This window comes from Burkholderia sp. Tr-20355 (genome assembly GCF_017104685.1).
Classification (GTDB): Bacteria; Pseudomonadota; Gammaproteobacteria; order Burkholderiales; family Burkholderiaceae; genus Burkholderia; species Burkholderia seminalis.
In genome coordinates, this window is record NZ_JAAGPK010000052.1 from 22,070 (window position 1) to 48,734 (window position 26,665).

23 protein-coding genes, 2 rRNA genes and 1 riboswitch are annotated in these 26,665 nt (G+C 67.0%); of the genes, 13 read left to right on the forward strand and 12 right to left on the reverse strand.

Annotated features, from left to right (window positions below):
- The first annotated feature begins 51 nt into the window (after positions 1 to 51).
- Entirely contained in the window at positions 52 to 726 is a 675-nt protein-coding gene (locus tag G3N62_RS16190; protein WP_034190612.1) for a TetR family transcriptional regulator, read from the forward strand.
- 54 nt (positions 727 to 780) lie between these two features.
- Here the strand turns inward: G3N62_RS16190 and G3N62_RS16195 are convergent, their stop codons facing one another.
- Together G3N62_RS16195 and G3N62_RS16200 are read right to left on the reverse strand one after the other, a co-directional pair.
- Positions 781 to 2,574 (reverse strand): phospholipase D-like domain-containing protein, encoded by a 1,794-nt coding sequence (locus G3N62_RS16195; RefSeq protein ID WP_124671068.1) that lies wholly within the window; start codon positions 2,572 to 2,574, stop codon positions 781 to 783.
- A gap of 105 nt (positions 2,575 to 2,679) precedes the next feature.
- Entirely contained in the window at positions 2,680 to 3,438 is a 759-nt protein-coding gene (locus G3N62_RS16200; protein ID WP_034190614.1) for a DeoR/GlpR family DNA-binding transcription regulator, read from the reverse strand.
- Between the two features lie 207 nt (positions 3,439 to 3,645).
- Here G3N62_RS16200 and G3N62_RS16205 point away from each other — a divergent pair, with 207 nt between their 5' ends.
- The 3 genes from G3N62_RS16205 to nadE all read left to right on the forward strand — a co-directional run bounded on the left by G3N62_RS16205 (position 3,646) and on the right by nadE (position 5,972).
- The gene (locus G3N62_RS16205) at positions 3,646 to 3,831 is read left to right on the forward strand and encodes a hypothetical protein (RefSeq protein ID WP_006480515.1); all 186 of its coding nucleotides are present in this window, start codon (positions 3,646 to 3,648) and stop codon (positions 3,829 to 3,831) included.
- A 212-nt stretch (positions 3,832 to 4,043) separates the two neighbouring features.
- A complete protein-coding gene (locus G3N62_RS16210; protein WP_059557433.1) occupies positions 4,044 to 4,913 on the forward strand; it encodes a DMT family transporter in 870 nt (289 codons plus the stop codon).
- 210 nt (positions 4,914 to 5,123) lie between these two features.
- Complete coding sequence (nadE, locus tag G3N62_RS16215; RefSeq protein WP_034190616.1) at positions 5,124 to 5,972, forward strand: ammonia-dependent NAD(+) synthetase; 849 nt, start codon at positions 5,124 to 5,126, stop codon at positions 5,970 to 5,972.
- A gap of 72 nt (positions 5,973 to 6,044) precedes the next feature.
- Here nadE and G3N62_RS16220 read toward each other — a convergent pair whose 3' ends face one another.
- From G3N62_RS16220 to G3N62_RS16230, 3 genes are all read right to left on the reverse strand, one after another.
- Positions 6,045 to 7,721 carry a peptidase S1 gene (locus G3N62_RS16220; protein ID WP_124671069.1) on the reverse strand — a complete coding sequence of 559 codons (1,677 nt, stop codon included), beginning with the start codon at positions 7,719 to 7,721 and terminating at the stop codon, positions 6,045 to 6,047.
- Positions 7,722 to 7,794: 73 nt separating this feature from the next.
- Complete coding sequence (locus G3N62_RS16225; RefSeq protein ID WP_124671070.1) at positions 7,795 to 9,384, reverse strand: S53 family peptidase; 1,590 nt, start codon at positions 9,382 to 9,384, stop codon at positions 7,795 to 7,797.
- A 225-nt stretch (positions 9,385 to 9,609) separates the two neighbouring features.
- Positions 9,610 to 10,233, reverse strand: coding sequence for a LysE family translocator (locus G3N62_RS16230; RefSeq protein ID WP_049029964.1), 624 nt, complete (start codon positions 10,231 to 10,233; stop codon positions 9,610 to 9,612).
- 133 nt (positions 10,234 to 10,366) lie between these two features.
- Between G3N62_RS16230 and G3N62_RS16235 the strand changes: the two genes are divergently transcribed.
- Positions 10,367 to 10,831: an Lrp/AsnC family transcriptional regulator gene (locus G3N62_RS16235; protein WP_034180918.1), complete on the forward strand. Its 465-nt coding sequence runs from the start codon at positions 10,367 to 10,369 to the stop codon at positions 10,829 to 10,831.
- A 60-nt stretch (positions 10,832 to 10,891) separates the two neighbouring features.
- On the opposite strand, the gene G3N62_RS16240 is transcribed toward G3N62_RS16235, so the two are convergent.
- On the reverse strand, positions 10,892 to 11,809 hold the full coding sequence (locus G3N62_RS16240) for a LysR family transcriptional regulator (protein ID WP_233623175.1): 918 nt from the start codon (positions 11,807 to 11,809) through the stop codon (positions 10,892 to 10,894).
- Between the two features lie 132 nt (positions 11,810 to 11,941).
- Here G3N62_RS16240 and speB point away from each other — a divergent pair, with 132 nt between their 5' ends.
- The 3 genes from speB (at position 11,942) to G3N62_RS16255 (ending at position 15,942) form a co-directional block, all read left to right on the forward strand.
- On the forward strand, positions 11,942 to 12,898 hold the full coding sequence (gene speB / locus G3N62_RS16245; protein WP_059557429.1) for an agmatinase: 957 nt from the start codon (positions 11,942 to 11,944) through the stop codon (positions 12,896 to 12,898).
- Positions 12,899 to 12,951: 53 nt separating this feature from the next.
- The gene (locus G3N62_RS16250; RefSeq protein WP_124671071.1) at positions 12,952 to 14,277 is read left to right on the forward strand and encodes an MFS transporter; all 1,326 of its coding nucleotides are present in this window, start codon (positions 12,952 to 12,954) and stop codon (positions 14,275 to 14,277) included.
- A gap of 165 nt (positions 14,278 to 14,442) precedes the next feature.
- Complete coding sequence (locus G3N62_RS16255) at positions 14,443 to 15,942, forward strand: cytosine permease (RefSeq protein ID WP_124671072.1); 1,500 nt, start codon at positions 14,443 to 14,445, stop codon at positions 15,940 to 15,942.
- A gap of 80 nt (positions 15,943 to 16,022) precedes the next feature.
- Here G3N62_RS16255 and metE read toward each other — a convergent pair whose 3' ends face one another.
- Positions 16,023 to 18,317, reverse strand: coding sequence for a 5-methyltetrahydropteroyltriglutamate--homocysteine S-methyltransferase (metE, locus tag G3N62_RS16260; protein ID WP_124671073.1), 2,295 nt, complete (start codon positions 18,315 to 18,317; stop codon positions 16,023 to 16,025).
- A gap of 128 nt (positions 18,318 to 18,445) precedes the next feature.
- On the opposite strand from metE, the gene G3N62_RS16265 reads away from it, so the two are divergent.
- The gene (locus tag G3N62_RS16265; RefSeq protein ID WP_034190624.1) at positions 18,446 to 19,354 is read left to right on the forward strand and encodes a LysR family transcriptional regulator; all 909 of its coding nucleotides are present in this window, start codon (positions 18,446 to 18,448) and stop codon (positions 19,352 to 19,354) included.
- A gap of 22 nt (positions 19,355 to 19,376) precedes the next feature.
- Here the strand turns inward: G3N62_RS16265 and G3N62_RS16270 are convergent, their stop codons facing one another.
- A complete protein-coding gene (locus G3N62_RS16270; RefSeq protein ID WP_049028252.1) occupies positions 19,377 to 20,117 on the reverse strand; it encodes a CbtA family protein in 741 nt (246 codons plus the stop codon).
- A 13-nt stretch (positions 20,118 to 20,130) separates the two neighbouring features.
- Positions 20,131 to 20,340, reverse strand: a complete 210-nt coding sequence (locus G3N62_RS16275) for a CbtB-domain containing protein (protein WP_006488502.1) — start codon at positions 20,338 to 20,340, stop codon at positions 20,131 to 20,133.
- A gap of 32 nt (positions 20,341 to 20,372) precedes the next feature.
- Positions 20,373 to 20,512: riboswitch (cobalamin riboswitch) on the reverse strand.
- A 50-nt stretch (positions 20,513 to 20,562) separates the two neighbouring features.
- On the opposite strand from G3N62_RS16275, the gene G3N62_RS16280 reads away from it, so the two are divergent.
- The 3 genes from G3N62_RS16280 to G3N62_RS16290 all read left to right on the forward strand — a co-directional run bounded on the left by G3N62_RS16280 (position 20,563) and on the right by G3N62_RS16290 (position 23,945).
- Positions 20,563 to 21,180: a histidine phosphatase family protein gene (locus G3N62_RS16280; RefSeq protein WP_124671074.1), complete on the forward strand. Its 618-nt coding sequence runs from the start codon at positions 20,563 to 20,565 to the stop codon at positions 21,178 to 21,180.
- Positions 21,181 to 21,320: 140 nt separating this feature from the next.
- Positions 21,321 to 22,913, forward strand: coding sequence for an inorganic phosphate transporter (locus G3N62_RS16285; protein WP_034190627.1), 1,593 nt, complete (start codon positions 21,321 to 21,323; stop codon positions 22,911 to 22,913).
- Between the two features lie 288 nt (positions 22,914 to 23,201).
- Complete coding sequence (locus G3N62_RS16290) at positions 23,202 to 23,945, forward strand: 2OG-Fe(II) oxygenase (RefSeq protein WP_034190628.1); 744 nt, start codon at positions 23,202 to 23,204, stop codon at positions 23,943 to 23,945.
- Between the two features lie 360 nt (positions 23,946 to 24,305).
- Here G3N62_RS16290 and G3N62_RS16295 read toward each other — a convergent pair whose 3' ends face one another.
- Complete coding sequence (locus G3N62_RS16295) at positions 24,306 to 25,730, reverse strand: DHA2 family efflux MFS transporter permease subunit (RefSeq protein WP_034190629.1); 1,425 nt, start codon at positions 25,728 to 25,730, stop codon at positions 24,306 to 24,308.
- 129 nt (positions 25,731 to 25,859) lie between these two features.
- On the opposite strand from G3N62_RS16295, the gene G3N62_RS16300 reads away from it, so the two are divergent.
- Positions 25,860 to 26,072, forward strand: coding sequence for a hypothetical protein (locus G3N62_RS16300; protein WP_206141257.1), 213 nt, complete (start codon positions 25,860 to 25,862; stop codon positions 26,070 to 26,072).
- Between the two features lie 210 nt (positions 26,073 to 26,282).
- On the opposite strand, the gene rrf is transcribed toward G3N62_RS16300, so the two are convergent.
- Positions 26,283 to 26,395 (reverse strand): 5S ribosomal RNA (gene rrf, locus G3N62_RS16305).
- 155 nt (positions 26,396 to 26,550) lie between these two features.
- Positions 26,551 to 26,665 (reverse strand): 23S ribosomal RNA (locus G3N62_RS16310); the annotation flags it as partial.

Below are 26,665 nucleotides of genomic sequence, written 5' to 3' on the forward strand. Positions count from 1 at the left end.
CACATGCTAGAATGCCTTTTCCTAGCCGCCGCGAACCCAAAACAAAGTCACATGAAAGCAGGAAGCAAGGCCGCCACGTCCGACACCCGAGCGCTTGCGTCCGAAGCGCGGCGCAAATACGATCCCGAGCAAACCAAGCGCAACATTCTCGACGTCGCCACGCAGGAATTCTCCGCGATGGGCCTCGCCGGTGCGCGCGTCGACGCGATCGCCGAGCGCACGAACACGACGAAGCGCATGCTCTATTACTACTTCGAAAGCAAGGAAGGCCTGTACGAGGCCGTGCTGGAGAAGGTGTACGGCGACATCCGCGCGCTCGAGCAGGAACTGCACGTCGGCGACATGGAGCCGCGCGAAGGCATGCGCCGCCTCGTCGAATTCACGTTCGACTATCACGACAAGCATCGCGACTTCGTCCGCCTCGTGTCGATCGAGAACATCCACGGCGCGAAGTATCTCGAACAGCTGAAGTCGTTCAAGAACCGCAACGTCAGCATCATCAAGACGCTCGAGGAACTGGTCGAGCGCGGTGCGGCCAGCGGCGCGTTCCGCAAGGACATCGATGCATTCGACCTGCACCTGCTGATCAGCTCGTTCTGCTTCCACCGCGTGTCGAACCGCTACACGTTCGGCGCCGCGTTCGGCCGCGATCCGTCGGCGCCGCGCCTGCGCACGCGGCATCGCGACACGATCGCCGACGCCGTGCTGCGCTACGTCGCTGCGTAAGCGGCGGCGGCCGGCCGGGCCACGCACCTGCCGTGCCCTTCGCACTTCGGTGCGTCAGTTGGTCGGCGCGGTCGACGCCAGTGCGATCCGCGCCTTTTCTTCCGGGCTTCCCTGCACGTAATACTTCTTCGCCCAGCGCGAATCGGGCGCGAGCGCGAGCCGCGCATGCGCGCCCGTCCCCGCGTCCGGGCCGTGCCGCTGCGCATCGATCGCCAGCGCCCGTGCGCGATAGTGCTCGTAAAGCCGCAGGAATTCCGCGAGATAGATCGCCGCGACCCGCGTGTCGCGGATCTCGAGCAGGTTCTCGTCGTTGTACTGCTCGGAATTGCGGCTCATGTTCGCCGAGCCCGTGTACACGACCGGATTCGCGCCTTCCGCATCGATCACGATGAACTTGTGATGAATCACGACGGGCGGAAAGGCCGGCGCCGGCTCGCCCGGAAAGAGCCGCAGTTCCGGCGTGAAGCCTGGCGGCACGGTGGCCGGCGAGAAATACGCGGCATCGATCACGTCGCGGTTGTCGCGACTGCGATGGTACAACTCGAGGTTCGCGAGCGTGGCCGCATCGAGCGTCTGGCCTGCCTGCCGCGCGGTATCGGCCTTCGTCGCGCTGCCGACGCTGATCCGGTTCACCAGCCCGAACATCATCAGCCCGCGGTCGCCGGCCGCGAAACAGGCATCGCGCAGCGCCGCGTCGGTCGGCATGAACAGGCAGAACGACACCGAATGCTTCGCGGCCGCGATCGCGGCGACGATCGTGTCGATCTCCGTACGCTGCCCCGCCGGCTCCGGCGAAAACGCGACGCGCACCTGCGCGCTGCCGATCGTCATCGGCGCCGACCAGCCCGATGTCAGCTGCGCCGTCTCGGCAATCGAAGGATTGCTCGCGAGCGCATGCGCGCGGTCGTTGTACAGCGCGGCGAGCACGGACGAGTCGAATGCGTGCAGCACGTTGGCCTGCTCGGTCAGCCCCTCGGTCGTGAAGTTCGCGGAACCGGTCAGCACGCGCGCGGGCGCGGGGTTCGACGGCGCGTCGGTCACGATGAACTTGTCGTGCATGATGTGCGTCCTGTCGCGCGGCGCGAGCGTCGCGAGGCCCTGCAGCGCGTCGACGGCCGGCTGGTTCGGCGACGGCAGCGGCGGCTTGCCCTTGCGCGCCGTCGTGTGCGCGTCGTAGACGATCGCGAGCGACGCTTCGCCGTGCTTGCGGCCGAACGCTTCGAATGCGGGCAGCGCCCACAGCGTGTCGGTCAGGTGATAGACGGCCGACGCCGCGCGCGACGCCGGGTCGAGCATCTCCGCGAACACCTGCTCCATGTCGTTCGCGAGCCACGTGCGCAACTTCAGCGCCTGTGCGTCGCTCGGCGCCTCGTTCGGCGCGAGACCCAGCGCCGCGACCTGCCTGGCAAACGCCTGCGAGCTGACCACCGCGCGGTTGAACCACGTGCCGATGCCGTCCTCGATGTGCGCGGGCAGCACGACGTCGCATACGCCGGCCTCCGCGTCGAGCACCTGCAGGTTCGCCGGCGTGCCGACGACCGGATAGACGTCGTAGCGGAACGATGCGTCGCGGTCCTGAGGATCGATGCGCGCATCCCACCACATGAATTTCTGGATCGGCGCCTGGTCGGTCGGCGCATCGCCCTGCGTGTCGGCGGCCGGGCCGTCGAACGTCAGGCGGTTCGGCAACCAGCTGTCCGGCGCACGCGTCTTGCCGTCGGCCGACCAGAAGCCCGGCGTGCGCCGGATCGCGAAGCCGAGGAAATCGGGCCGCGCCGCCGCATCGGGCCAGTCGAAGGCTAGCAGGACCAGGGTGGGGGAAAGATAGCTGCGCACGCTGACGGTCATTCATTGCTCCCTTGCCTGACGGCCGGTCGAGGTGAATGGGTCAGTGTCGGCGGCGGTTCTTCCCGTGGAATGACGCTTCGATGAACCTTGTATGTCGGACGCGCGTCAGTCGCACACGAGCAGTTCGATTCCGCGCGCGGTCAGCGCACGGCGCACGGCCTTGTCGGGCGCGCGCTCGGTCACGAGATAGCGGGCGGCGGCCGTGCCGTTGATGCGCACCGGCGTCACGCGGCCGAATTTCGAATGGTCGGCGACGATGATCGCCGTGCCGGCCGCCGCGATCATCCGGCTGCGCACCTCGGCCGCGAGCCGCGAGTAGTCGGTACATTCGCCGTCGGGCGTGATGCCGCCGGCGCCGACGAACGCGAAATCGACGTGGTATTGCGCGAGCTGGTGGATCGTGTCGAGCCCGAAGGTCGCATCCTCGTCGTCGGACAGCTCGCCGCCGAGCAGCGTCACGCGGTTGCCGTTGCGCCGCGCGAGCACGAACGCGGTACGCCAGTCGTTCGTGTAGATCGACAACCGGTGCCGGTCGGTGAGCGCGAGCGCGACCGCATGCGGCGTGCTGCCCGAATCGATCAGCACCGATGCATCGTCGGGCACGAATTCGGCCGCGCGCCGCCCGATCGTGCGCTTCGCTTCGGCATTCGCGGCTTCGCGCTCGGACAGGCTCGGCTCGCGGCGATCGGCGGCCAGCGCGCCGCCGTGCGTCATCACGAGCAGGCCGCGCGCGGCCAGCGCATTCAGGTCGCGCCTTACCGTCTCGCGCGACACGTCGAGCGAACGGACGAGTTCCGCGACCGACAGCGCGCCCGACCGTCCGAGCTCCGACAGGATGTATTGATGACGTTGTTCCGCCAGCATCGCGTGTGCGCCCGAGGCGACTGTAATGGGTGAGCCGGCCATTGTATTACGGCCGTTTGACCGGCATTTGACGGCGGCGGGAAACGCGGCCGGCCGCGTTTCCCGAAAGCGAAATTCTGTATTGCCTCATGCGCGCGAATCGGCGCGACGCCGGTTGCTACACTCTGCGTTTCGCCGAATGACGGATCAAGCAAAGGGGCTCGCGCCATGTATCGCAAAGGCAGTGTGATCGAAATCCAGTTTCCGCCCGAACGCCTCAACGACGCGGCCGGCGATCCGTACTGGATCGACCTGACGCTCGACGAGGCACGCCGGCTCTATGAACAGCTCGCCGCGCGCTTCGCGACGGATGCGCGCGCCAACCAGCCGCTCGACACGTTCTCGATCGACTGATCCGGCCGATCGCCGCGGCTTCACGCCCGGCCGCGCCGCATCGCGCCGCGCGGCCCCCTCCCTTTCCGCGCCGCAAACCCGGCGCACGTTGACGACCGGCACGGCCACGCCTCGCCCGGCATGAGTGCAGGATTCGACAAGACGCCGGCCCCGCTTCCCCCGATACTGGCCGACTTTCCGATTCTGTCCGGCCAGCTCGTGGCCCGTCACGCATGCTTACCTCGATCGTCGCCGCCGCGTTCGTCGCGCTGTGGTCCACCGGCTTCATCGTCGCGCGGGCCATCAAGCCCTACGCCGATCCCAACCTGTTCCTGCTCGCGCGCTTCGCCGGAACGGCCGCGCTGTTCGGCGTCGTGGCGCTCGCCGCGCGCGCACCGTGGCCGGCCCGCCGCGAATGGCCGCGCCATCTGATCGCGGGCGCGCTGCTGCAGGGCGTCTATCTGGGCGCCAGCTACTGGGCCGTCGCGCAAGGGTTGAACGCGGGCGTCATGGCGTTGCTCGGCGCGCTGCAGCCGCTCGCCACCGCCGTGCTCGCGGTCCCGCTGTTCAACGAGCGCCTGCCCGCGCGCGGCTGGCTCGGGATGGCGCTCGGGCTCGTCGGCGTCGCGCTCGTGCTGGCGCCGAAGGTCGCGGGCGGCGTCGCGTCGCCGCCGGGTGCGGCGCCCGAGTGGCTGGTCGTCGCCGTATCGGTGCTGGCGGTCGGATCGATCACGGCCGGCTCGCTGTACCAGAAAGGCAAGCTCGCGCAGAGCGACCTGCGCACGGCGGTGGCCGTGCAGAATTTCGGCGCGGCGATCGTCGCGACCGGCTTCGTCGCGCTGCTTCACGAAACCCGCTGGATCGGCGCGCCGGCGCTATGGGTGTCGCTGGTGTGGGGCGTCGTGTTCCTGTCCGGCGGCGCGGTCACGATGCTGATGTGGATGCTGCGCCGCGGCAACGCGGCGCGCGCGACGTCGCTGCTGTTCCTCGCGCCGCCGCTGGCCGCGCTGCAAGGCTACTGGCTGTTCGGCGAAACGCTCGCGGCGATCCAGCTCGCCGGCTTCGCGCTCGCGCTGGTGGGCGTCGTGCTCGCGCGGCGCTGACGCCGGCCATCCGGCGCGCATCCCGTCGGCGGGGCGAGCGCGCACGCCGTTCGCCCGGCATCCCGCACCCGCCCGGCGCACTGTGCACCACGGCGACGCAGTACGTCTCGCCGAAGCAACGCGAAGCCTCCGGAACGCACGCCCGGCGCGGCACCGCGCCGCGATTGCGCTTATGATGGGCGCCTTGCATTTCGTTCCGGAACTTTCTTCATGACATCCGCCGATTACGCCAGCCGCCAGCGCGCGATCATTGCCGAACTGAACGTTGCCCCGCACTTCGACGCCGAGGCCGAGATCGACCGCCGCATCGATTTCCTCGCGCACTATCTTCGTTCGACCGGCCTGCGGTCCTACGTGCTCGGTATCAGCGGCGGCGTCGATTCGTCGACGGCCGGCCGGCTCGCGCAACTGTCGGTCGAGCGCCTGCGCGCCGACGGCTACGATGCGCGCTTCATCGCGATGCGCTTGCCGAACGGCGTGCAGAACGACGAAGCCGATGCCCAGCGCGCGCTCGCGTTCGTGCGCGCGGACGAGGTGCTGACGGTCGACGTGAAGCCGGCCGCGGATGCGATGCTGCGCTCGCTGGTCGCATCCGGCCACGCATTCGACACGCCGGCGCAGCAGGATTTCGTGCACGGCAACATCAAGGCGCGCGAACGCATGATCGCGCAGTACGCGGTGGCCGGCGCACGGCGCGGCATCGTGATCGGTACCGACCATGCGGCCGAGTCGCTGATGGGTTTCTTCACGAAGTTCGGCGACGGCGGCGCGGACGTCCTGCCGCTCGCGGGCCTGAGCAAACGGCGCGTGCGCGCGGTCGCGCGTGCGCTCGGCGGCGAGGAAACGATCGTGATGAAGGTGCCGACGGCCGACCTCGAGGAACTGCGTCCGCTGCGGCCCGACGAGCACGCGTACGGCGTGACCTACGACGAGATCGACGATTTCCTCGAGGGCAAGCCGGTCGAAGACCGCGTGTACGAAACGGTGCTGCGCTTCTTCGACGGTTCGCGCCACAAGCGCGCGCTGCCGTACACGCCGTTCGACTGGCGGCCCGCGTAAGCCGGCCGCCGCAACCGACATACCGCGCGCGAGCCGTCGAGGCCGCGCGCGGCACGCCCACCACGGGCAGCGCTATGCGTGCCCGCCCGCCTTCTTCGCCTGCAACGCGCGAATCCGCAGCCGCGCGCCCGTATCGCTGACCGTCGCGTCGTACATCGTCGCGAGGTCGCGCTTGAGCGCGGTGCGCGAGCCGCCGTCGAGATACACCATGTGACCCGACGGATAGAACCGCGCCGACAGGTTCTGCCGCACCTTCGGGTCCTCCAGCGGCATCTGCTGCAGGTCGATCACGGTCTGGTAGAACGGCGTGACGAAATCGTACAAGCCGTTCGCCGACAGCACCTTCAGGTCGACGTTCAGCGCCATCACCGCGGCGAGATCGCCGGCCGTATAGAGAATCACGTTCCCCTGCGCATCGATGCCCTGCTGCGTGCCGGTCGGGTCGATGTGGCCGAAGTCCCAGTTCCGGAACGCCTGGTCGTTCAGGTCGGTGAACGCGGAATTCGACGTGAACTTCAGTTGCTCGTTCAGGTAGCTGTTCCACATCGCCGTATAGACGCCCGTCACGGCCGTCATCGTCGGATCGTTGCCGCCCGAATTCGGATCGATCTTGCCGGCGATGCCCGACGAGATTCCGGTCACGCGGCCGTCGTACGAACCGAGCGCGAGCCCCTGCGCATGCAACAGCGTCGTCAGGAACAGCGAATTGCCGCGCGTGTCGTAGCCGGCGATATCGAGGCTCCACGATTGCAGCGTCGCCGCATCGATGCCCGTGTATTGCGACAGTTTCTGCACGGCCGCCGGATCCGCATGCGGAAGCGTGCGCAGCGCCTTCAGGTAGTCGGTGCGCGCGAACTGCGCGACCTCCTCGACGAACGCGCCGAGATCGGTCGGTGCGGGCTTGACGCCAAGCTTCTTGTGATACCACGCGTCGGCCGCGGCGGTCGGCAGCGCGCCGACCGGGTTGCCGGCCTGCCGGTAGTCGAGGATCGACGACTGCAGCGTGACGCCGTTCAGGTCGACGCCGTCCTCGTGCAGCTTGTACGCGAGCACGCAGCTGCGCGCTGTGCCGTACGATTCGCCGAACAGGTACTTCGGCGAATTCCAGCGGTTGTTCTTCGTCAGGTAGCGCTTGATGAACTGCTTCAGCGAATCCGCATCCTGGTCGACGCCCCAGAAATTGCGGTTCTTGTTCGGCGCGACGGCCGCCGAATAGCCGGTGCCGACCGGATTGATGAACACCAGGTCGCTGTGGTCGATCATGCTGTCCGGGTTGTCTTCGATCTGGTACGGCGCGGGCGGCGTGAAACCCGGCATCGACGTCTTGATGCGCTTCGGCGCGAACGAGCCGAGCAGCACGAACACCGACGACGAACCGGGGCCGCCGTTATAGAAGAACGTCACCGGGCGCGTTTCTTCCTTCGCGCCGTCGGCCGTGAACGCCACGTAGAAAAGCTTCGCGGCCGGCTGCGAACTGCTCGGGTCGACCGTCACGAGATGGCCGGCCGTCGCCGTGTACGCGATGCGCTTGCCGTCGATCAGGATGGTGTGATGCGTGATCGCGGCCGCCTCGGTCGTGTCGGTCACCGAGTCGTCGGGGCCGTTGCCGTACGCGACCGGGTCGAAGAACGGCTGGTCGCGGCCGTGGCTCAGCGCGACCGGGTTGACGGTCGGCGGCACGCCATGCGAATTGTGGTCGCCGTGATGCAGCGGATACACGCCGCCGGAAGATGCGGAATCGATGCCCATCGTGCTGCTCCTGGAGGTGAAAAAAGACGCGGGCAGGACACCCGCGTCGAACGGAAAGGCGTGGGCCCGCGCGTCAGCTCGACGGCTTGCGCGCGAGGATCGCGGCGAGCTGCGCGCCGTTCGGGCTGCCGAGCCCCGTGCACGCGTCCCAGCCCGAAGCGGCCGCATAGGTGCCGTTCGATCCTTTCGTGATGTCGCGCAGCGCGCCCGGATGCTTGTACAGCACCGGATTGACCCAGCCGGCCGACGCGCCGGCCGCCGCATTGATCCGTGCGATCAGCGCGGCCCACAGCGGTGCGACCGCGCTCGTGCCGCCCATCACCGCGGCGGTGCCCGCGACCGATACCTCGTAGCCCGTCTGCGGCGACGCATCGCCGGCCACGTCGGGCACGCCGCGTTTCGCGAGCGGCGTGCGGCTGCCGTCGGCGAGCGTCACGGCAAGCCCCTGCTGCCACGCCGGCACGTCGAACAGCGTGCTGACGCCGCCGCCGCCCGCGCCGCCGCCGGCCGCCTCGTCGTTCCACGTGACCTCGCTGCGGATGCCCTGCCCCGGCAGCGCATCGAGCTGCGTGCCGCCGCAGCCGAGCACGTACGGGCTCGACGCGGGGAAATCGACGTGATCGGTGCCGTCCTGCAGCCCGTCGCCCGAGCCGCTGTCGCCCGACGCCGCGCACACGGTGATGCCCTGCGCGGCGGCCGCCTGCAGCACGCGGTTGAACGCCTGCGCCGACTGCGCCTGCCAGATGGCTTCCGGGCCGCCCCAGCTGATCGAGATCACGGAAGGTTGGTTGGTCTTGTCGGTCACGGCCGCGTTCACGGCCTGGATGAAACCCGCGTCGCTGTTCGGCGCGAAGTAGATGGCGAGTGTCGCGGCGGGCGCGATCGCGCCGGCGATCTCGATGTCGAGCGCGACTTCGCCGTCCGGGCCGTTCGGGTCGCCGGTCGGCGCATTGCGGCCGGCGCCGACGTTCACGTCGACGAGCGTCGGCGGCGTCTTGAGCCCGAGCCCGTGGAAATATTGCTGGATGTCGGCCGCGCGATAGCCGCCGCCGAGTTCGATGATCGCGATACATTGGCCGGCGCCGTCACCGGCCGGAAAATCGTACAGCGACGCCAGCTGGACCGGCGTAAACGTCACGCCCGCGGCACCGCGCGCAGGCTTGAACGGCGGACGAAACCGGAAATGCGGCCGCGCCTGCGGGCGGCTGTCGAGGCCGAGCACGGCCGTGACGGCGTCGCCGAGATCGTCGGGTAGCGCGATCGGGCCCGAGCGGCCGCGATACTGGCCGATCGACCGATGCTCGAATCGTTCGAGCTTCACGCCGAATGCGGTTTCGAACTGTGCGATCGTCCCGGACAGCACGACGACGCTCTCGACCGGATCGACGCGATCGACCGTCAGCTGATGACGATGCGCGAAATCCTCGGTCTTGCGAATGTCGTCGGGATTGGCGGAGAAACGCTGCGCGAACGCTTCGCGCGACAGCGGCTTCGCCTGTGCGTCGCCGGTGGCGAGCTGGTGGACCAACGTATCGAGTTGCCCTTCTTCCTGCCGCCGCAACATGATCGTGACGTGGATGCGTTCTGCCGGATCGCACGCGCCGAGACATTTGGACTCGGCGACGATTCGGGGTTCACGGTCGGCGTGAAGATGCCTTGCCATGTTCAGACCCTCCTTGGTACCGCGTTGCACGGAACAGCCAGGAAATCGGACACAGCCGGCGGAAGTCGGTTCCGTTCGGTCAGTCGATTCGCGCTTGCGCGAAGTTAGAGGAAGTTTAGAACAGTCAGACGATTTGCGCGTCCCCCCTTCTGCAGCAAGGCACGCGCGCGAAGGCCGGCATTGCGCGCGGCCAGTCGGGCTGCGCGGCAACGGCGCGGGCCTCGTTCAGTCCATTGAAAGGCGCAGCGCGAATCCGATCAGTGCCGCCGAAAACGTCCAGCGCTGCACGGTCTGTGCGAGCGGATGCGCACGCATCCACGCCGCGATGCGCGACGCGCCGAACACGCACGCGAGGTCGAAGCACACGCCGGCCGCGACCAGCAGCGCGCCGAGCTCGAACATCTGCCAGACGACCGGCCCGGCCTCGGGTCGCACGAACTGCGGCAGCAGCACCGAGCAGAACAGCAGCGCCTTCGGGTTCAGCAGGTTCGTCAGCAGCCCCTTCACGAATGACTGCCGCAGCTCGCCGGCCGTCGCCGCATCGCCGTCGCCGAGCGCGAACACCGGCGAGCGGAACACCTGGATCGCCACATACGCGAGATACAACGCGCCGCCATAGCGGATCACCTCGTACAGCCACGGTGCGCCGCGGATCAGCGCCGCGACGCCGCAGGCCGACAGCGTCACGTGCGCGGTGCGCGCGAGCGACAGCCCGGCTGCCGCCGCCATCCCGGGCCGCACGCCACGGCCGATGCTGGTCTGCAGCACGAGCGCCATGTCCGGCCCCGGCACCGCATAAATGGCGGCCAGCGCGGCGAGATAAATCAACAGCAAATGCGTGGAAATCATGGTCTGCCCCGTCCTTCAATGACGATATGTTGCCGCTGAAGAAGGAGAGATTATTGGCCATCTTTGGCTCTGGATTGGCGATCCTTGGGGGAATCCGCCACAATTACGAAATCGATACAAGGATTCCGCCAACATGACCGAGCTCGACAAAACCGACCGCGCCATCCTCGCCGCGGTGCAGCGCGACGGCCGCATGCCGATCGCCCGCCTCGCCGAATCCGTCGGCCTGTCCGAGACGCCCTGCGCGCGGCGCCTCAAGCGGCTCGAAAGCGACGGCTACATCGAGCGCTACCGCGCGCAGCTGTCGCGGCAGGCGCTCGGCTTCGGCGTCGTCGCGTTCGTGCTCGTGCGGTTCGCGACGCACGACCGCAAGGTCGCCGACCGGTTCGAACGGGAAGTGCTCGGCATCGAGCGGATCCTCGCGTGCCACAACGTCGCGGGCACGGCCGACTACCTGCTGCAGGTGGTCGCGCGCGACCTCGACGACTACGGCACGTTCCTGCGCGACTCGCTGAGGATGCTGCCGGGCGTGACCTCGATCGAGTCGGCGCTGTCGCTACGCGAGGTGAAGCACGACGCGGGCTTGCCGGTACCGTGAGGCGCGGCTGCGCCAGCCGCCCCGGCGTAACGCTGGTTCACATGGTTGGCGCCCGCGGCGTCATGCCGCGTCGGGCGCCTGATGCGCGCGTTCGAGATCCTCGAGAAACGCCTCGACCAGCGGATTCCCGCGCCCGTTGCGCGCGACGACCATGTGGAACGTCACGTCGTAGCGCAACGCCTCCGGATTGAGCGGGGCAAGCAGCCCCTGCGCGACGTACGGCGCCGCGAAGTGTTGCGGCAGGTAGCCGAGGTGGTGGCCGGACAGGATCAGCAGCGCGACGGCTTCCATGTTGTCGGCCGTCGCGGTCACGCGGTCGGGCGTGGTCGACAACTGCGCCTCCGGCAGCGGATACGAGCGCCACGCCCATTCGAAGCCCGCGACGTCGGCCGGCGTCAGCATGCCGGCCCCGTCGAACAGCGGATGACCGCGCCCGCAATAGGCGACCTGGCGCTCGATGAACAGCGGCGTGTAGTGCAGCGACGGCACGCGGTGCCAGAAGTAGCCGACCGCGATCTGGATCTCGTCGCTCAGCAGCTTCTCCTCGAGATCGCCCGGCGCGCGCACCGAAATCGAGAAACGCACGGCTTCGTCGCGCGTGCGGAACGCGGCGATCGCCTCCGCGATCCGCGCATTCTGGCTCACCGGCGTATGGCCGATCAGGCCGATGTTCAGCGTGCCGACCAGCTGGCGGTCCATGTGCCGCGCGGCCATCCCGAATTCGTCGAGCGCCGCGAGCAGCTTGCGGCTCATCGCGTGGAACCGCTCGCCCTTCGGCGTGAGGCGGAAACCGCTGCGGCCGCGCTCGCAGAGCCGGTAGCCGAGCCGCGTCTCGAGCGACGACAGCTGCGCGCTGATCGTCGACTGCCCGACGTTCAGCACGGCCTGCGCGGCCGATACGCCGCCCGCGTCCGTGACCGCGAGAAACACGCGGATCAACCGCAGATCGAGGGTCGACAGATTCCCCAGCACGTTCATCCCCTTCCATACATCGATGAAAATCGATGTTTACGTCGATATCTTCGCATTCTTCTTTCCCGGCGGAGCGCGTAAAACTGTGCGCCAGGCCGCGTCGCATGATACGGCAACCCCACACCGGAAGAGACAGCCATGAACGACCACCCCCATTTCCAGCCGCTCGGCGGCAATGAAATGCCGCGCTGCGGCGGTATCGCGACGATGATGCGCCTGCCGCACGTGGCGAGCGCCGAAGGCCTCGACGCCTGTTTCGTCGGCGTGCCGTTCGATCTCGGCACGTCCAACCGCACCGGCGCACGCTTCGGCCCGCGCCAGATCCGCACCGAATCCGTGCTGCTGCGCCCGTACAACATGGCCACGCGCGCCGCGCCGTTCGATTCGCTGCAGGTGGCCGATATCGGCGACGTCGCGATCAACCCGTACAACCTGCACGATTCGATCGCGCGCATCGAAGCCGCGTACGACGCGATCCTCGAGCACGACTGCAAGCCGATCACGCTCGGCGGCGACCACACGATCGCGCTGCCGATCCTGCGCGCGATCCACCGCAAGCACGGCAAGGTTGCATTGATCCACGTCGATGCGCACGCCGACGTGAACGACACGATGATGGGCGAAAAGATCGCGCACGGCACCCCGTTCCGCCGCGCGGTCGAGGAAGGCCTGCTGCACGGCGACAAGGTCACGCAGATCGGCCTGCGCGGCACCGGCTACGCGGCCGAGGATTTCGACTGGTGCCGCGAGCAGGGTTTCCGCGTCGTCCAGGCCGAGGCATGCTGGAACAAGTCGCTTGCGCCGCTGATGGAAGAAGTGCGCGCCCGCGTCGGCGACACGCCCGTCTACATCAGCTTCGACATCGACGGCATCGACCCGGCCTACGCACCGGGCACCGGCACGCCGGAAATCGCCGGCCTCACGGTGCCGCAGGCGCTCGAGATCATCCGCGGCGCGAAGGGGCTGAACATCGTCGGCTGCGACCTCGTCGAAGTCGCGCCGCCGTACGACCCGTTCGGCACCACGGCGCTGCTCGGCGCGAACCTCGCGTACGAGCTGCTGTGCGTGCTGCCGGGCGTCGCGTACCGGGACTGATCCCGCCCCCCCCCATTTCCAAATCAGAGGATTCCAGAGGAGCACATATAAAGATGGGGACTTCCGTCAAGCAACCGAAGCGGGCGGCGCTCGCTTCGTTCGTCGGCACCACGATCGAGTGGTACGACTTCTATAGCTACGCGACCGCCGCCGCCATCGTGTTCGGGCCGCTGTTCTTTCCCGGCGAAAACCGCTTCATCAGCCTGCTCGCGTCGTTCGGCTCGTTCGCGGTCGGTTTCTTCGCACGGCCGCTCGGCGGCGTGATGTTCGGCTATCTCGGCGACCGCTTCGGCCGCAAGCGCTCGCTGCTTGCGACGCTGATGCTGATGGCCGTGTCGACTGTCGCGATCGGCCTGCTGCCGACCCACGCGCAAGCCGGCGTGATCGCGCCGGTCCTGCTCGTGCTGATGCGCGTGCTGCAAGGCATCGCGGTCGGCGGCGAATGGGGCGGCGCGGTGCTGCTCGCCGGCGAGCACGCGCCCGAAGGCAAGCGCACGTTCTTCGCGTCGTTCGCGCAGCTCGGCAGCGCCAGCGGCCTGATCCTGTCGATGCTCGCGTTCGGCGCGATCAGCACGCTGTCGAGGGACGACATGATGAGCTGGGGCTGGCGCGTGCCGTTCCTCGCAAGTTCCGTCCTGCTGATCGTCGGCTTCGTGATCCGCGCGAGCGTGTCCGAGTCGCCCGAGTTCGAGGAGGTCAGGAAGAGCGGCAACATCGCGCAACAACCGCTGCGCGAGGCGCTCAAGTACTGGCCGTTGCTGCTGCTCGCGATCGGTGCGAACGTATACGGCATCGCCGGCGTGTATTTCAGCAACATCTTCATGATCAGCTATGCGACGCAGTTCCTGTCGCTCGACCGGTCGATGGTGCTGCATTGCATGACGATCGTCGCGGTGCTGCAGTTCGTCGTGCAGCTCGCGGCCGCATTCCTCGCGCAACGCTTCGGCACCACGCGCGTGCTGCTGATCACCGGCGCATGGGCCGCGCTCGTCCCGTTCGTGATGCTGCCGCTCGTGCACATGGGCACGCCGCTGTCGATCACGGTCGGCGTCGGCCTCGCGACGCTGGCGGAATCGGGCTACTACGCGGTCGTCGCGGGCTTCGTCAGCGGCATCTTCGTCGCGCGGATCCGCTACACGGCGATCTCGATCGCGTACCAGGTGTGCGGCGCGCTCGCCGGCGGCCTCACGCCGCTCGTGGCGACCATCATCGCGCAGAACACCGCGCCGCAATGGTGGCCGCTGGCGCTCCAGTACACGAGTGCGGCCGTGCTGTCGTCGCTGTGCGTGTGGCTGATCTCGCGCCGCGTCGGCATCGACGATGTCGGCGCGCCCGGCAAGACGAACGCGGCGCTGCCGCGCGGCGCGCGCACCGCGTAGCGTCCGCACGACGGGCAGGCGCTTCGCCTGCCCGTTTTTCATCGGGCGGCGCGTCGCACCGCCCGCTGCTTTCCCCGCCCTTGATTGCCTGCCGCAACGGCGTCGCGGCAGGCACGCGCACGCGGTCGCATCGAACGACCGCGCGACCCTGGAGACATTGCCGTCATGAACCGCCCCGACACCCTCGATGTCGGCCGCGCCGAACCGGCCGGCCTCACGATCGAGCACCATTCGATCGACTACATCCCCGAACACGAACGCCATGCGAAGCTCGCCAGCCAGGGCCCGTTCTGGTTTCTCGGCAACTTCCATTTCTTCACGATCTCGATCGGCTTCGTCGGGCCGGGCATGGGCCTGTCGGCGGGCTGGACGACGCTTGCGGGCGCGCTCGGCATCATGTTCGGCACGATCTTCATGGCGTTCCACGGCTCGCAGGGGCCGGAGATGGGCCTGCCGCAGATGATCCAGTCGCGCGCGCAATTCGGTTATCGCGGCGTGATCGTCGCGCTGCTCGCGACGCTGTTCGTGTTCATCGGCTTCAATGTCGTCAACGTATCGCTGATGGTCGACGGCGTGCACAGCGTATTCGGAATCGACGGCGGCTTCGTCGCCGTCGCGGCCGTGGTAACCGGCGCACTGCTCGCGATCTACGGCCACGACCTGATGCACCGGACCTTCACGTGGGCGCTGATCGCGACGCTGCCGCTCTATGCGCTCGTCACGCTCGCGCTCGTGTTCGGCCATGCGGCGCCGCCCCATGCCGCCGTTGCGCCGGCCGCGCCGGGCTTCAACGGGATCGCCTTCGCGACACAGTTCGCGATTGCCGCGAGCTACAACATCTCCTATGCGCCGTACGTGTCGGACTATTCGCGCTATCTGCCGAAGCACACGAGCCGCGCGAAGCTGATCGCCGTGATCTTCGCCGGCGCGTCGCTGTCGGGCACCTGGATGATCGGCCTCGGCGCATGGCTCGCGCAGAAGCTGCACGCGGCCGATGCGCTGGTCGCGATGAACGACGTCGGCTCGTCGCTGGTGCCGGGCCTCGGCAAGCTGATCGCGATCGTGTCGCTGGTCGGCTTCCTGCCGATCATCGCGCTCAATGCATACAGCGCGATGCTGACCGTCCTGACCGCCGCCGATTCGATCGTGCCGATCCGGCCGACACGCCGCGCGCGCGTCGCGTCGATCGTCGCGATCAGCACGTTCGTGCTCGCCTGCGTGTTCGCGATCCGCGGCAACGGCATCGCACTGCTGCAGACGTTCCTGACGCTGATGCTCTACTTCCTCGTGCCGTGGACCGCGGTGAACCTCGTCGATTACTTCTTCGTGCGGCGCGGCCGCTACGCGATCGCGCACTTCTTCACGCCGGACGGACTCTACGGCGCGTGGCAGCCGCGCGGCATCGTCGCGTACCTGGCCGGCTTCGCCGCGATGGTGCCGTTCTTCTCCATCTTCGATGCCGAAGCGAACCGCGAGGTCTTCGTCGGCCCGTTCGCACGCATGCTGGGTGGCGTCGATATCGCATGGCTCGTCGGGCTGGCCGTCGCGGGTGCCGTGTATGCGGTGCTGTCGCGTTCGCTCGATCTCGAACGCGAACGACGCGTGATCGCCGACGCACGGTCTCCCGAAACGCTCGCCGACACGCCCCGTCACGAACACGCGTGACGGCGCGCGCGGCGCATCGCGGCGCGCAGGTTGCCTGCCGGGTCATCGATCCCGGCGGCAAGCGCGCAGCATGCGCTACGTTACCGCGCCTGGGCGCGCAACGTCTTCGCGGCGGCGACCATGTTCGTCAGCGCCGGAATCACCTCCGCCCACTGCCGCGTTTTCAGCCCGCAATCCGGGTTCACCCACAGGCGTTCCGCCGGAATCCGTTCGGCCGCCTTCTTCATCAACCCGACGATATGATCCTGCGTCGGGATGTTCGGCGAATGGATGTCGTACACGCCCGGCCCGATTTCGTTCGGATACCTGAAATCGTCGAACGCGTCGAGCAGCTCCATGTCCGAGCGCGACGTCTCGATCGTGATCACGTCCGCATCCATGTCGGCGATCGACGCGATGATGTCGTTGAACTCCGAATAGCACATGTGCGTGTGGATCTGCGTATCGTCCCGCACGCCGTTCGCGGTGATGCGGAACGACTCGACCGCCCACTTCAGGTATTCGCCCCACTGCGCGCGGCGCAGCGGCAGCCCTTCGCGCAGCGCGGCCTCGTCGATCTGGATCACGCGCACGCCGGCCTTCTCGAGATCGAGCACTTCTGCGCGGATCGCGAGCGCGAGCTGGTAGCACGACACCGAGCGCGGCTGGTCGTCGCGCACGAACGACCAGTTGAGGATCGTCACGGGGCCGGTCAGCATGCCCTTCATCGGCTTGTCCGTCAGCGACTGCGCGTACGTGATCCATTCGACCGTCATCGCCTTCGGGCGGCTGATGTCGCCGAACAGAATCGGCGGCTTCACGCAGCGCGACCCGTACGACTGCACCCAGCCGAACTGGCTGAATGCATAACCGTCGAGCTGCTCGCCGAAGTATTCGACCATGTCGTTGCGTTCGGCTTCGCCGTGCACGAGCACGTCGAGTTCGAGCGATTCCTGTTCGCGGACGCTGCGTTCGATCTCGGCCTGCATCGCCGTGCGGTAGCCGGCTTCGTCCAGCGCGCCGGCCTTGAACCGGCTGCGCGCGTGGCGGATTTCGGCGGTCTGCGGGAACGAACCGATCGTCGTCGTCGGGAAAGCCGGCAGGTTCAGGCGCGCCGACTGCTTCGACGCACGCTGCGGATACGGGCTCGCGCGGTTGCCGAGCTGCGCATCGATACGCGCGATCGCGGCCTTCACCGCCGGGTTGTTCACACGCGGCGAGCGGCGGCGCGAAGCGATCGCGGCGGCGTTCGCGGCGAGCGCCCCGGCCACCTTGTCGCGGCCCTCGTTCAGCGCGGTCGCGAGCACCTTCAGCTCATCGAGCTTCTGCAGCGCGAACGCGAGCCACGAACGGATTTCCGCATCGAGCTTGTCCTCGCTCGCGAGATCGACCGGCACGTGCAGCAGCGAGCACGACGGCGCGAGCCACAGGCGATCGCCGAGCTGCTTCGCGAGCGGCTCGAGCCAGTCGAGCGTCGCATTCAGGTCCGTCTTCCAGATGTTGCGGCCGTTGATCGCGCCCACCGACAGCACGCGTTCGGCCGGCAGCTCACGAACCAGCGCGTCGATTTCGGCGCGGGCGTTGATCGCGTCGACATGCAGGCCGTCGACCGGCAGCGACGCCGCGAGCGTCAGGTTGTCCTGAAGCTGGCCGAAGTACGTCGCGAGCAGCAGCTTGATGCGGCGCGTTTCCAGCACCGCGTAGGCGGTGCGGAAGGCCTGGCGCCATTCGGCATCGAGTTCGGTCACGAGAATCGGCTCGTCGATCTGCACCCATTCGACGCCCTGCGCGGTCAGCGTGTCGAGCAGCGCGCCGTACACGGGCAGCAGCTTCGGCAGCAGCGCGAGGCGATCGGAATCGTCCTTCGCCTTGCCGAGCCACAGGTACGTGACGGGGCCGAGGATCACCGGCTTCGCGTTCACGCCCTGCGCGGTCGCCTCGGCCAGTTGCTGCAGCAGGCGCGACGGATCGAGCGAGAAGTTCGTGTCGGCGTGGAATTCCGGGACGATGTAGTGGTAGTTCGTATCGAACCACTTCGTCATTTCACCGGCCGCGACGCCGCCGCAGCACGCCGCGTGTTCTTCAGCCGATTGCGCCGACCGGCCGCGCGCGACGCGGAAGGCGTTGTCGAGCGCGTCACCGTGGAAGTCCTGCACGCGCTTCGGCAGATTGCCGAGCGTGAAGCTCATGTCGAGCACCTGGTCGTAGAACGAGAAATCGCCGATCGGCGCCAGGTCCAGGTCGCGCTGGTCGTGCCAGTGGCGCCGGCGCAGCTCGGCGCCGAGCGCCTTCAGCGCGTCGCGCGACGATTCGCCCTTCCAGTAGCGCTCGAGACCGAACTTGAGTTCGCGCTTCGCGCCGATGCGCGGGAAACCGAGATTGTGTGTCGTGACCATGAAGCTGCCGTCCAGAGAAAAATTGAAGATCCGGCAGCCATCATAGGGATTTCAACACATGAAATAAAATGGCATTATTTCATTCATCCATTAAAGTTGTTCATGTATTCATTGCGTGACCCCCATCCATGCTGGAACGATTCCATCTCGTCGTCATTCGTGAAGTCGAGCGCCAGGGCTCGCTGACCGCGGCCGCCAATGCGCTGCACCTCACGCAATCGGCGCTCAGCCATACCGTCCGGAAGATCGAGCAGCAGCTCGGCACGCCGATCTGGGACCGCGAAGGCCGCGGCCTGCGGCTCACGCAGGGCGGGCACTACCTGCTGAAACTGGCGAACCGGCTGCTGCCGCAGTTCGAACTCGCCGAGGAGCGGATGAAGCAGTACGCGAAGGGCGAGCGCGGCACGCTGCGCATCGGGATGGAATGCCACCCGTGCTACCAGTGGCTGCTGAAGGTCGTGTCGCCGTACCTGTCGCGCTGGCCCGACGTCGACGTGGACGTGAAGCAGCGCTTCCAGTTCGGCGGCATCGGCGCGCTGTTCGGCCATGACGTCGACGTGCTCGTGACACCCGACCCGTTGAACAAGCCGGGGTTGCGCTTCGATCCCGTGTTCGATTACGAGCAGGTGCTGGTGGTCGCCGACTCGCACCGGTTCGCGAACGCCGACTACGTCACGCCCGAGCAGCTGACCGACGAGATCCTGATCACGTACCCGGTCGAAACCGACCGGCTCGACATCTACAACCAGTTCCTGACGCCGGCCGGCATCGTGCCGAGGCGGCACAAGTCGATCGAGACGACCGACATCATGCTGCAGATGGTGGCGAGCGGGCGCGGCGTGGCCGCGCTGCCGAGATGGCTGGCCGACGAGTACGCCGACCGGATGCCGGTCGTGCCGGTCAAGCTCGGCAAGAAGGGAATCGCGAAGCAGATCTTCCTCGGCATCCGCGAGGCGGATGCATCGATCGACTATCTGGCCGCGTTCGTCGCGCTGGCGCGCGAATCGACGTGGAGCGCGCCGCGCATGCTGCGCTAGGCGCGCTCGTCCGGCATGCGCGTCAGGCGGCGCGCATCGCGATGCGTTCGCTGCGTTCGACCCAGGCGCCGAACAGCAGGCCGATCGTCGTCCACATGATCGCCTGCATCCCGAGCGCGGCGACGCGGAACTTCCACAGCACGGCAGCCGGGAATGCGGCCGGTACCTCGTCGAACGACGGCAACCCCAGCTGCACGGCCGCGATGATCGCGACGAACACGAGGCCCGCGACGATCGACGCGTTCCATTGACCGAGCTTCGCCAGCAGGTGGCGGCGCACGCCGACCGAGAACACCATCGTCGCGATCGAGACCGCGATCATCAGGAAGAACAGGCCCGTGCGCTGGCCGATCGTATCGGGGTCGCCGACCGCCGGCGGATTGGCCGGGTACTTGATGTTCGGCACGATCACGAGGGCGATGAACGCCGCCAGCGCGAGCCACGCGGCGAGCTGCCGTGCCGGCAGGCGGCCGCCGCGCCCGTACGCATAGGCAAAGACCAGCGAGAACAGTCCGCCGAAAGCCGCGCCATAGGTCACGACGCCCGTCAGCAGGCCGAGACCGGCCTGGGTGTGGCGGCTGACCAGTTCGACCTCGTGATCGTGATCGTGCCCGGGCTCGTCGCCCTTGGCGGCATCGAGTTTTTCTTCAAGGGAGATCGCCCGATCGACTTGCGGTTCGCCGACGATTTTCGCGAAACCGAACGTGATGAGGCCCGCGGCGATGCCTGCGAGCATCCCGCGCATGAGCAGCTTTCCGACCATCGTGTGCTCCGCGTCAGTGGCAGGGAAAGCCGAGCAGATGGCGGCCATCGTGGACGAACTCGTGGACATACATGCCCGGCACGAGCGACGTCGCGCCTTGTTCCGCGCCGACGAAATACAGGGCGAGCAACAGGATCAGGCCGACGAATACGGCCCAGGGCAACAGTTCACGGACGGGGATGGGGGCCGGCACGACCGCCGGCTTCAGCACTGCTTCGCTCATGGATGCACCTCAGGGGAATCGCGCCCCGACAAATGATGGATGGGTACGAAGGCAGGTCTGGCTTCCGGGATCGTCGATTCTCCGGTTACAGTGGCGCGACCGCGCCGGAATTGCACCGGCTTCCGCGTTTCGTATCGGGCGAATTGTACGCGCGAACGGGCGCGTATTGAAGTGATCGCGCGGTGACAATCACGTCCCGTTCCGGATCATCCGACCACCGACATGACCCTGCATGCCTCGCTGCGCCTGATCGCACACGCATCGACCCGGGCGATGCGCACCGGCACGTTCCCCGACGACGATCCGCTCGACGCGCGCGGGCTCGCCGAAGCTGCCGCGTGGCGCGGCCGGTGGTCACGCGCCGGCGGATCGCTCGTCGTGCTGTGCAGCCCCGCATGCTGTGCGCGGCAGACCGCCCATGCGCTCGGGCTGCGCGCCGACGTCGACGACGCGCTGCGCGACATCGACTACGGCAACTGGCGCGGCAAGCGCCTGAGCGACCTCGCACGCGATCTGCCGGGCGAACTTGCCGCGTGGATCGGCGATCCGTCCGCCTCGCCGCACGGCGGCGAATCGTTCGCAGCCGCCGCGCATCGGGTCGGCACATGGTTGAACGCGCTGCCGCCCGGTCGCGACGTGATCGCGATCACGCACGCGCCGCTCGTCCGTGCGGCCCTCGCGCATGTGCTGCGGATGGATCCGGCGGCGGCCGCGCGTCTCGACATCTCGCCGCTGTCATGCACGACATTCGCCGCTTCGCCGGACGGCTGGTCATGGGTCGCGCCGGATGACGACCGACGCGATGCCGGTGCGTCAACCACCGTTGCGCCCACTATGTGAGCGATCAGGGCGACGCAGCGCCGAGCATTCGGCCAATCAGCTTACATCCCGTAAGACACGCCGTTCGTGGTCCCGACTGTCATCAAACTGACTGCTGGTCACCGCTAGGATCGGACGCGGTTCCCTCACGAGATGCCGTCATGAATCAACCTGCTTCGTCCGCCCCGAACAACGCCGGCTCCATCGAACGTACCAGGCAGATCGGCTATGCCGTGTTCCTGCTGGTGCTCGTGCTCGGCGCCCTCTATATCGGCACGCACCTGTTCGACGATCTGTCGCCGGTCCGCGAAGGCTCGCTGTTTCCGTACCTGTTGCTCGGCGCGGCATTGCTGATCGCGCTCGGCTTCGAATTCGTCAACGGCTTCCACGACACCGCGAATGCGGTCGCCACCGTGATCTATACGCATTCGCTGACGCCGAACGTCGCGGTGATCTGGTCGGGCATGTGGAACTTCCTCGGCGTGATGGTCTCGAGCGGCGCCGTCGCGTTCGGGATCCTGCAGTTGCTGCCCGTCGAGCTGATCCTGCAGGTCGGCAGCGGCGCGGGCTTCGCGATGGTGTTCGCGCTGCTGATCGCCGCGATCGTGTGGAACCTCGCGACCTGGTATTTCGGGTTGCCCTCGTCGAGCTCGCATACGCTGATCGGGTCGATCATCGGCGTCGGGCTGATGAACCAGCTGATGCACGGGCCGTCCGGCACGAGCGGCGTCGACTGGGGCCAGGCGCTCGGCGTCGGCAAGTCGCTGCTGGTCTCGCCGATCGTCGGCTTCCTGTGCGCGGCGCTGCTGCTGCTCGTGCTGAAAGCGCTCGTGCGGATTCCCGAGCTGTACAAGGAGCCGCCGAAGGATCAGCCGCCGCCGTTCTGGATTCGCTGCCTGCTGATCCTGACCTGCACGGGCGTGTCGTTCGCACACGGGTCGAACGACGGACAGAAAGGGATGGGCCTCATCATGCTGATCCTGATCGGCACGGTGCCGACCGCGTATGCGCTGAACAAGGCCGTCACGCCGGCCGAATCGCAAACCTTCGTGGCGGTCGCGAACCAGGCGGCCGCGACGTTCGGCAAGTACACGAACGGCGTCGCGCCGTCCGCGAACCCGCGCGCCGACGTCGAGCACTACGTTCAGCATCGCGAACTGACGCCCGCCGTGCTGCCGGCCGTGCAGCAACTGTCGACGTCGCTCGCGACCGCGGTCGGCGCGTCGGGCTCGATGGCGGCCGTGCCGCAGCGCGACGTCGACAACGTGCGCAACACGATGTATCTCGTCTCCGAAGCCATCCGCCTGATCGAGAAGTCCGGTCAGCCCGCGTTCGCCGCCGACGACAAGCTCGCGATCGACAACTATCGCAAGCAGCTCGACCACGCGACCAAGTTCATTCCGACCTGGGTGAAGGTCGCCGTCGCGATCGCGCTGGGCCTCGGCACGATGGTCGGCTGGAAGCGGATCGTCGTGACCGTCGGCGAAAAAATCGGCAAGCAGCATCTGACGTATGGACAGGGCGCATCGGCCGAACTCGTCGCGATGCTGACGATCGGCGCCGCCGACGTGTACGGCCTGCCCGTGTCGACGACCCACGTATTGTCGTCGGGTGTCGCGGGCACGATGGCGGCGAACGGCTCCGGACTGCAATGGAGCACGGTGCGCAGCCTCGTGCTCGCGTGGGTGCTGACGCTGCCGGCGTCGATCGCGCTTGCCGGCGGGCTCTACTGGTTGTTCCGGTCGCTGGCTTGATTCGGGTTGCGACGGGTGGCCGGTATCAGCCGGCCGCCTGTCGTGGAAGATTCACCGCTCGCCTCCGCGCCTCTCCGCACCGATCCGCCGCAGCGTTCGAATGTCCGTGCGCGCACCATGCCGTCCCCTCCTCGTTCCGAATTGAAGCGCAAGATCTGGAGCGCATCCGCACACGAACGTCGTTAGACTGGGTTCGTCGACTTTCTCCGTGGCCGCAACCATGCACGCAATGCTTCCGGGCGTTTCGCGCGACCCGGCGCCACATCGCTGACGAACCGAGGGACGCCCGTGAACATCGCCGATCTGCAACCTGCCATCGCATCGCCGGACATCGCTCGACGCGTCGACACCCTCGACTGGCCGACTGTCGGCGCCGAACTCGATCGGTACGGATGCGCGCATGTGCCGGGCCTGATTTCGACGGACGAGTGCGATGCGCTCGCGGCGCTGTATCCGCGGGATGCACTTTATCGTTCACGCGTGGTGATGGCGCGGCACGGGTTCGGTCGCGGCGAATACAAGTATTTTGCGTATCCGCTGCCAGCGGTCATCGCCGAACTGCGCGCGACGCTCTACCCGCATCTCGCGCCGATCGCGAATCGCTGGAACCAGGCACTCGGGATCGACGTCCGCTATCCGAAAGACTCTACGACCTTCCTCGATCGCTGCCACTCGGCAGGACAGACGCGACCGACGCCGCTGATCCTGCAATACGGTCCCGACGACTACAACTGTCTCCATCAGGATCTCTATGGCGAGCACGTGTTTCCGCTGCAGGTCGCGATCCTGCTGTCGGCGCCGGGCCGCGATTTCACGGGTGGGGAATTCGTGCTGACGGAACAGCGGCCGCGCATGCAATCACGCGCGGAAGTGGTGCCGTTGATGCAAGGCGACGCGGTGATTTTCGCCGTGCATGGCCGGCCCGTGCAGGGGACGCGCGGCGTCTATCGCGTCAACCTGCGCCACGGCGTGAGCCGGATTCGCAGCGGCCACCGTCACACGTTGGGCCTCATCTTTCACGACGCGCAGTAGCAAGAATCGGGATGACGCTGATGAGGGCGTGCCGATCGTCACACACCGGATTCAAACCGGACACGCCGCGCGCCATTGCCCTGCGCCGCCAAGCCAGGCCCCGCCCGATCCGGCGCGGGCTTTTGCATTTCGGCGGCGTAAATGCGTGCGATGTGCAGCGTTACCCGGCTATCCGCGTTACCCTGCCGCCCGCGTCACGATCCAGCATTGCTCCTCGGTCCGCTCACTCACCCTCGGCGACAGACGATCGATTGTGATAACCGTCAGGCCATCTCAGCCATGACGAATCGGCACTCGAGGTGAACGACGGGGAACCGGCATGCTCACCTGTCGCAACGCAATGCGACTTGAAGTCCGGGCCTATCCTCGCGCCACGTTCGCCCGCAGCCGGTCGCCTGCGTCCGAGGCCAGCCGCGCATAGCCCGGCAACGTCAACAGTGCGAGCACGCCTGCCGCGACGAATGCCCAGCGGAAGTCGTCGAGCACGTAATGCATGCCGGCCGCATCGCCGCGCGCCAACGCCGCGACCCGCAGCGACAACGCACCGAACGCGATCCCCATCCCGATCGTCATCTGCTGCGCGGCGCTCCACAGCGTGCTGGCCGCGCTCGTCTGATGAGCCGGGATATCCGCATAGGCAAGCGTCGCGAGCGTCGTGAACTGCATCGACCGCGTCAGCCCGTAGACGAATACGACGAGCAGCGTGATCGCCAGCGGCGTCGACGCGGTCAGCCAACCGCACGCGATCGTGAAGACGCCGACGATCGTCACGTCGACGAGTGCAACGCGCCGGAAGCCGTATCGGTCGAGAATCCACGACGTTCCCGCCTTCATGCCCAGATTGCCGAGCGCGCTCGCGAGCAGCAGCAGGCCGGACTGGAACGGCGACAGCCCGAAGCCGATCTGGAACAGCAGCGGCAGCAGGTACGGCACGGCATTGATCGCCATCCGCGTGACCGAACCGGTGATCACCGTCACCGAGAATGTCGGCACCTTCAGCGTCGTGAAATCGAGCAGCGGATGTGCGTGACGTCGTGCATGCAGCCATGCGGCCAGGCCGAACAGCACGCTTGCACCCACCAGGACGCCCGCACGCGTGAAGTCGACATCCTGCTGCCCAGCCGCCTCGGTGCCGATCAGCAGACAAGTCAAGGCGCCGCCGGCCAGCACGAATCCAACCCAGTCGAGCGGCCGTTGTTCGTCGGCCCGCGTATTCCGGACGATCAGCCAGGTACAGACGAGCGCGGCAATGCCGAACGGAACGTTCAGCAGGAAGATCCAGCGCCATGACGCATAGGTCGTGATGAAGCCGCCGATCGGCGGCCCGACCACAGGCGCGACGATGCCCGGCCACGTGATCGTCGCGATCGCACGCATCAGCTTGGCCTTCTCGGTGCTGCGCACGACGATCATCCGTCCGACCGGGACCATCATCGCCCCGCCGACGCCCTGCAGCAACCGCGCAGCCGTGAACGTCCCGACGCCGTCGGACAGCCCGCACAGCACGGACGCACCGGTGAAGACGACGATCGCACTCGCGAATACCGTGCGCGATCCATAGCGGTCCGCGATCCAGCCGCTGATCGGGATGAATACGGCCAGCGCCAGCATGTAGGCCGTCATCCCGAGGCTCAGCGCGTTCGGCCCGACGCCAAACGAGCGTGCCATCTGCGGCAGCGCGGTCGCGATTACGGTCGTATCGAGGTACTCCATGAAGAACGTTGCGGCCACGAGATACGGCAAGAAGTCGGTCGTCCGACCACCTTGAGCAGGGCTGTCAGTCATGAACGATGCAGGAAACGGAATGCGGGAGACCCCGATCGCCAGCGGATGCGGACGAGCGCAGCCGATCGGGACGAATGGCGATATTACCCCGAAGGGCCTGCTCTCCGCTCTGCAACGCATGTCGCGAAAATGGACTTTATGCGCATAGATTTTTATGACGAGTTCGTGATGTATTCGCCAACGGGCGCACACGATCAATTCGACGGGGCGAGTCGAAAATGGGTAGATGAAGCGGGGCTTTTTTCACCAGAAGCGGTATTTATCGATTATTGTCGACGAATTTCGCCCATCATCGGCCATCAGACATTGCCGCCTGGTGTAGCGACATCGACCGGGCGCTGACTGAGGATGGATTGACGTGATCCGTAGAAGGACGTGCCGGGGGGATTCGAGAGGTGTCTGGCGGGCCGATTGCTCGAGCCCGGCAGATGCCAAATTCCAGATCATTGGCCATCTCGGTTTCGGCCGCATTCACGTGGCCGCGCACGTGCATTTCCGTCGCCGAAATGCAAAAACCCCCGCCTGTTCGGGCGGGGGTTTCTGGCTTAGGGAGCCTGACGATTACCTACTTTCACACGGGAATCCGCACTATCATCGGCGTAGAGTCGTTTCACGGTCCTGTTCGGGATGGGAAGGGGTGGGACCGACTCGCTATGGTCATCAGGCAAAGAGGGTTGTTGTGCTGACTTCGCAGCACAACCAATCTTGGAAGAAGCAGTAATTTTAAGTTGTGTGTATCACACACGAGAATCCAACTTGTCGCTTGGATCTTGCGGCCGGTGCTGTCGCACGGCGCCGATCTACAAGGCAGACTTGTTATAGGATCAAGCCTTACGGGCAATTAGTATCAGTTAGCTGAACGCATTACTGCGCTTACACACCTGACCTATCAACGTCCTGGTCTCGAACGACCCTTCAAGGGGATCTAGTCCCCA

What these genes read in the sequence shown, in the direction of transcription:
- G3N62_RS16190 (WP_034190612.1), top strand. Translation starts at nt 52, where the DNA reads ATGAAAGCAGGAAGCAAGGCCGCCACGTCCGACACCCGAGCGCTTGCG.
- G3N62_RS16235 (WP_034180918.1), top strand. Translation starts at nt 10,367, where the DNA reads ATGACCGAGCTCGACAAAACCGACCGCGCCATCCTCGCCGCGGTGCAG.
- metE (WP_124671073.1), bottom strand. Translation starts at nt 18,317, where the DNA reads ATGGTCACGACACACAATCTCGGTTTCCCGCGCATCGGCGCGAAGCGC.
- G3N62_RS16250 (WP_124671071.1), top strand. Translation starts at nt 12,952, where the DNA reads ATGGGGACTTCCGTCAAGCAACCGAAGCGGGCGGCGCTCGCTTCGTTC.
- G3N62_RS16195 (WP_124671068.1), bottom strand. Translation starts at nt 2,574, where the DNA reads ATGACCGTCAGCGTGCGCAGCTATCTTTCCCCCACCCTGGTCCTGCTA.
- G3N62_RS16205 (WP_006480515.1), top strand. Translation starts at nt 3,646, where the DNA reads ATGTATCGCAAAGGCAGTGTGATCGAAATCCAGTTTCCGCCCGAACGC.
- G3N62_RS16225 (WP_124671070.1), bottom strand. Translation starts at nt 9,384, where the DNA reads ATGGCAAGGCATCTTCACGCCGACCGTGAACCCCGAATCGTCGCCGAG.
- G3N62_RS16295 (WP_034190629.1), bottom strand. Translation starts at nt 25,730, where the DNA reads ATGACTGACAGCCCTGCTCAAGGTGGTCGGACGACCGACTTCTTGCCG.
- G3N62_RS16240 (WP_233623175.1), bottom strand. Translation starts at nt 11,809, where the DNA reads ATGAACGTGCTGGGGAATCTGTCGACCCTCGATCTGCGGTTGATCCGC.
- G3N62_RS16210 (WP_059557433.1), top strand. Translation starts at nt 4,044, where the DNA reads ATGCTTACCTCGATCGTCGCCGCCGCGTTCGTCGCGCTGTGGTCCACC.
- G3N62_RS16230 (WP_049029964.1), bottom strand. Translation starts at nt 10,233, where the DNA reads ATGATTTCCACGCATTTGCTGTTGATTTATCTCGCCGCGCTGGCCGCC.
- G3N62_RS16265 (WP_034190624.1), top strand. Translation starts at nt 18,446, where the DNA reads ATGCTGGAACGATTCCATCTCGTCGTCATTCGTGAAGTCGAGCGCCAG.
- G3N62_RS16285 (WP_034190627.1), top strand. Translation starts at nt 21,321, where the DNA reads ATGAATCAACCTGCTTCGTCCGCCCCGAACAACGCCGGCTCCATCGAA.
- G3N62_RS16255 (WP_124671072.1), top strand. Translation starts at nt 14,443, where the DNA reads ATGAACCGCCCCGACACCCTCGATGTCGGCCGCGCCGAACCGGCCGGC.
- G3N62_RS16270 (WP_049028252.1), bottom strand. Translation starts at nt 20,117, where the DNA reads ATGGTCGGAAAGCTGCTCATGCGCGGGATGCTCGCAGGCATCGCCGCG.
- G3N62_RS16300 (WP_206141257.1), top strand. Translation starts at nt 25,860, where the DNA reads ATGGACTTTATGCGCATAGATTTTTATGACGAGTTCGTGATGTATTCG.
- G3N62_RS16280 (WP_124671074.1), top strand. Translation starts at nt 20,563, where the DNA reads ATGACCCTGCATGCCTCGCTGCGCCTGATCGCACACGCATCGACCCGG.
- G3N62_RS16275 (WP_006488502.1), bottom strand. Translation starts at nt 20,340, where the DNA reads ATGAGCGAAGCAGTGCTGAAGCCGGCGGTCGTGCCGGCCCCCATCCCC.
- G3N62_RS16220 (WP_124671069.1), bottom strand. Translation starts at nt 7,721, where the DNA reads ATGGGCATCGATTCCGCATCTTCCGGCGGCGTGTATCCGCTGCATCAC.
- speB (WP_059557429.1), top strand. Translation starts at nt 11,942, where the DNA reads ATGAACGACCACCCCCATTTCCAGCCGCTCGGCGGCAATGAAATGCCG.
- nadE (WP_034190616.1), top strand. Translation starts at nt 5,124, where the DNA reads ATGACATCCGCCGATTACGCCAGCCGCCAGCGCGCGATCATTGCCGAA.
- G3N62_RS16200 (WP_034190614.1), bottom strand. Translation starts at nt 3,438, where the DNA reads ATGCTGGCGGAACAACGTCATCAATACATCCTGTCGGAGCTCGGACGG.